General features: G+C 47.0%; 2 protein-coding genes. Both read left to right on the forward strand.

The annotated features are described in order from the left end of the window. Positions 1-4,081 (forward strand): amino acid adenylation domain-containing protein (locus Q0577_RS00450; RefSeq protein WP_298731693.1); only part of this gene is annotated, 4,081 nt, incomplete at its 5' end. Then, a partial coding sequence (locus tag Q0577_RS00455; RefSeq protein WP_298731695.1) for a condensation domain-containing protein occupies positions 4,078-5,647 on the forward strand: 1,570 nt, incomplete at its 3' end. The genes Q0577_RS00450 and Q0577_RS00455, both read left to right, overlap by 4 nt.

Genomic DNA, 5,647 nt, shown 5'->3' on the forward strand with positions numbered 1-5,647 from the left:
TGATGCACAGATACTGATCGGTAAGCCCATTACGGCAACAGAGATATTCATCCTTAGCGAGGCCGGGCGACTTTGTCCTATTGGTGTGACAGGAGAGATATGCATCACAGGCGCCGGACTGGCTAAGCAATATCTCAATAACCCCGAGCTTACTGCGCAGAAGTTTATTGCTAATCCTTACAGGCCAGGCAGCCTTATGTACTGGACCGGTGATCTGGGAAGATGGCTGCCACAAGGTGAGATACAATACATTGGCAGGAAGGATGAACAGGTAAAGATCAAAGGGTATCGTATTGAACCCGGAGAAATTGAAAATGCTATTTTAACCCTGGCGGATATATCAACTGCAGTGGTAGTCACCGTTCCCAATACTGCTGGTGAGCCCGAACTGGCAACCTATTTTACCGCTAAGCGGCAGATAGATGTAGCGGAGATCCGCAGCCATCTTACAAGCTGCTTACCGGCTTATATGCTGCCGGCACATTACATGCAACTGGAGGTGCTTCCTTTAACCACCAACGGGAAGGTAGACAAAAAAATGTTGCCCCTTCCTGATGGATCCCCCTCCGCTGCGGCCTATGTAGCTCCTGCCAACGATACTGAACAACAAATTGCCCACATCTGGCAGGAGATACTAGGCAGGGAAAGAGTAGGGATCAGAGACAGCTTCTTTGATCTTGGCGGTGACTCCATCAAAATATTAAGGATGCTGGCCGCCGTCAGAAAGCAACTGAACCTTGACATACCAGTGGCAGATGTATATAAGCATCCTACTATTGAAGCGCTATTAGTAAATATCCATGCCCATAAAGATGACAGGCTGCAGCTACAGATGAAAAGACAGCAGAAAGAAGCTGAGATCAGGGCGGAGATCGAGGCATTAAAAGAAAAGATCCTTTCCACGCTTAGCGATACCGCGAATATAGAAGACATATACCCCATGAGCGATATCGAGAAAGGGATGGTATTTGAATCCATGGTAAAGGGCATAGGCGTATATCATGACATCAAGGTATTTCAAAAAGTACTGCCTGACTTCGACATTATGCGCTTCAGACATGCGTTGCAGCTGCTTAGCGACAAACACCCCATTCTCAGGACCGCCTTTAATCTTAGCGATTTTGACAGGGAAGTCCAGATTGTATATAAAGCGGTCAACATTGATTCTGACTACCAGGACCTGTCCTCCTGGGAAAGATCACATCAGGAAGCACATATCCGGGAATTTTCTACAGCTGCAATAAAACGCCCATTCAACCTCTCAACTGCTCCCTTGTGGCGTATGGCGGCATTTAACCTGGGAAAGGACGAAATCGTATTTGTATTCCAGTGCCATCACGCCATCATCGACGGATGGAGTGAAATGTCCTTTATAACAGAGCTGAACAACCTGTATCTGAAGTTGTCGGAGAACAGCAGTTACATTCCTGAAAAGCTGAAGGCTTCTTATAAAGAATTCATCGTACAGCATGAACTGGATAAAAAAGATGAGCAGATCAGTGCATTCTGGCAACAGGAGCTGGAGTACGCAACCCGCCTCGACATTTTCACCAGGGAGAACACTTTGGATGCCTATACCCTGACTTTCAAGCATGAAGAACTGGATCAGCTGAAAAATACTGCATCTGCTTTGAACACCAGCATAAAAGTCATCTCATTAAGCGCTTATCTGTATTTGTTGAAGTTGCTTAACTATGAGCCCGGAGTGCTGGCCGGCCTGGTGACCAATACCCGCCCAAATTGCGAAGATGGCGATGCTATACTCGGCTGTTTTCTCAACACCATCCCTTTGCATGTAAACATAGCTGATTCGCTGACAGGTGCAGCGCTGGCAGCCATCGTTCATGAAAAACTGGTGTTGCTTAAAGACAAAGAACGGTTGAGTATACTGGAAATAGCCCGCCTCCACGGGAAGCAGCACGAAGCGGGAAACCCGTTCTTCGATGTGATATTTAATTATGTCGACTTTCATGTGATGGACGACCTGCAGGATAGCCATACACCGGATGCAAATGGGGATGCTCCATCCAGACTGAACGTCAACAGCGTGGTACAGGGCAACACCTATTTTGACTTTACAATAGATACAACAGCGGGGCAATACAAGATCAACCTTAGCCTGACGAAAAAACTCCACTCCGGTATTCCTGCAGAGCAGATAGTACTCCTGTATTGCGCTATCCTGAAACATATTATCCATACACCGCATCTTAAGATCGAGCAGGCCCAACTGATGAGCGCTGAGGAAAAGGATCGATTACTGACTACTTTCAATAATACGGCTGCTGACATTCCTGCCGGCAACACTCTCATTAGCCTGTTTGAAGAACAGGTACAGCGCCACCCCGATAAAACAGCTATTCTTTTTGAAGGAAAAGTGATTAGTTATCGTGAATTGGATGAAGTATCCAACCAGTTAGGCCGGTATCTCCGGCAACAATATGCAATACAGTCTGATGACCGCATAGGCATCATGATCGGGCGGAATGAATGGATGATCGTGTCAATACTGGGAGTACTAAAATCAGGTGGAGCATATGTTCCAATAGATGAACATTACCCGGAAGAACGGATCGCTTATATAATGCACGACAGCAGCTGCAGGTTACTGATTGACGATGCGGAACTGGCAAAGTTCAATGAGATACGCGACCAATATGACAGGACGTCCCCCGATACTTCCACCAGGTCCTCCAACCTGGCTTATGTGATCTATACCTCCGGCTCTACCGGCCATCCTAAAGGCTGTATGCTGGAACATAAAGGCATTATCAACCGGATATCATGGATGTGGCAACATTATGCGCTTAGCACATCAGACGTGATCATGCAAAAGACTGCATTTACATTTGACGTTTCAGTATGGGAAATATTCGTTTCGCTGTGCTTTGGCGCCAGCATGTTGCTATGCACCAAAGAAGACGCAGGGTCACCAGCCCGGCTGCTGTCGCTGATCAAACAACACCAGGTCACCTGTTCTCATTTTGTACCCAGCATGTTAAATGCATTCATCGCTGCCTTATCTGACGATGAAGGTGCAGAGAATACACTAAGCAGCCTGCGAATGGTCATTTCCAGCGGAGAAGCTTTAGCCCTGGAAACTGTAAAGCGATGGTATGCGAAAACAGCAGTTCCTCTTTATAACCTATACGGGCCTACGGAAGCCTCTATAGAGGTCACTCATTATGCCACGTCTGCCGGGGATAACAAAGTGCCTATAGGGCGTCCTATATGGAATACGCATATTTATATCCTGGGAAAAGAGCAGCAGCTCTTACCAGTGGGAATAACCGGCGAACTATGTATTGGCGGAATAGGACTATCAAGAGGATATCTGAACAACCCGGATCTGACTGCAGAAAAATTTATACCCGATCCCTTCAAAAAAGGCGCCCGGATATACAGAACCAATGACCTGGCCAGATGGTTACCGGACGGTAACATAGAATATGTCGGAAGACAAGACTGCCAGGTAAAGATCCGTGGCTACCGGATAGAACCGGGGGAAATAGAGCAGGTGTTGCTTAAGCTGGAAACGGTTAATGCGGTGACCGTTCAGGTATGGACGTCACCGCAGGGAGATAAGGAACTGGTTGGTTATGTAGTCAGCAAGGAACACCTGGTTACATCGGATCTGCGTGCTTTCCTGGACAGATCACTGCCGACTTATATGATACCCGCTTATTTTGTCCAACTACCGGCTTTACCGCTAACCTCCAGCGGAAAGATAAACAGGCGGGCGTTGCCAGCTCCCGTAGAACATGGAATGAGCACAGGCACAACCTACGTTGCTCCCCGCAATGCGATGGAGGAAAAGCTTGTTATGATCTGGCAGGAAGTGCTTGGGAAAGAAAAAATAGGTATGAAAGACAATTTCTTTGAGTCTGGCGGCCATAGCCTGAAAATTATCCAGCTGATCTCAAGGATCAGGAAAACTTTTGAGGTCAGCTTAAGTCCCGGTATCATCTTCAATCATCCAACGGTAGAAGGCATTTACAATGAAATTGAAAGTATCTACTGGGCCAATAATGAACTTTTTAAGATAGATAGTGCAGAAAACACTGAAAATTTCTCTATATGATAACCGAGCTGTATTCAAGATTAAAGGAATTAAAGGTAGCTATACAGGTAGTAGGCGACAGGCTTGACCTGCAGGCTCCTAAAGGTGTTTTAGACCATGAACTGCTGAATGAAATAAAATATCATAAAGAAGACCTTATTGCACTGATATCATCATACAAACAGCGAAAACAGGCACATTATGCGGTCCCCAAAGCCGCTTCCCAGGATAGTTATGTTCTATCTCCTTCTCAACGCCGCTTGTGGATATTGAGCCAGCTGGCAACAGGTAATACTGCTTATAATATGCCCGGTGCATGTACATTGGAAGGCAAGCTGGATATTACGGCTTTAACCTTTGCATTCAGGAGTATGATAGAGCGGCATGAGATACTGCGTACGGTGTTCCGTCAGAGTGAACAGGGAGAACCCCGGCAGATCATACTACCTGCAGAATCAGCAGCGGCTGCTTTCCAGGTAACCTGCGAGGACCTGAGACAGGTAAGCGAACAGCAAAATCGGCTCCAAAAGCTCGTACAACAGGACATGCAACATGCCTTTGATCTCAGTACAGGTTCCCTCCTGCATACCGCATTATACCAGATACAGGATGATCGCTGGGTGCTGACCTATGTCATGCATCACATCTGCAGCGACGGATGGTCCATGGGAATATTTATCCGGGAGCTGCTCCAACTTTATAATGCATACATTCACGGGGAACAGGTGCCTCTACAGCCACTGCCTATCCAGTATAAAGATTATGCCGCCTGGCAACAGCAACAATTAAGCGGAGAAAGCTTGCAGTTGCACAGGAGCTACTGGCTTAAACAATTTGAAGGAAACGTTCCGGTGTTGGAACTGCCCCTGGATAATAACAGGCCACCCGTTAAAAGCTTCAGGGGATACAGTGTTAGCCGATGGATAGACAACCACACCATTCAGCAGCTTAAAGCATGCTGCCATCAGCAGGATGCGACGCTCTTCATGGGATTACTGGCTACTGTGACCATCTTACTGCAACGTTACACCGGACAGCATGATATCGTAACCGGTACCGTCATCGCCGGAAGGCAACATGCTGACCTGGAAGACCAGATCGGATGTTACCTGAATACACTTGCCCTGCGGCTCAAACCTGAACAGGAACGATCCTTCAATGAACTGCTGCAACAGGCCAGGCAAGTAACGCTAGGCGCTTATGAACACCAGGTATACCCTTTTGACCAGCTTGTGGAGGAACTGCAGTTGCAGCATGACATCAACAGGAACCCAGTCTTTGATGTTTCCATTGTTCTTCAGAATGCAGACGCCGATCATAGCCAGCAATTGCAGAAGCTGGAAGAACTGAAGATCAGTCCCTATGCGGAACAGCGACACACTACCAGCAAATTCGACCTCTCATTCGAGTTTACTGAAGTTGCAGGAGGTTTGCAGGCAAATTTTGTATATAATACCGACATATACACAGAGCAGACGATCAGCCGTATGGCAGATCACCTGCAGCGGTTGATGGAGGCGTTGATAGTACAACCCCTGACGCCTCTTAAGCAGTTAAACTATTTGAGCGAAGAAGAACAGCACCAAC

This window comes from uncultured Chitinophaga sp., from assembly GCF_937898475.1.
Taxonomy (GTDB): domain Bacteria; phylum Bacteroidota; class Bacteroidia; order Chitinophagales; family Chitinophagaceae; genus Chitinophaga.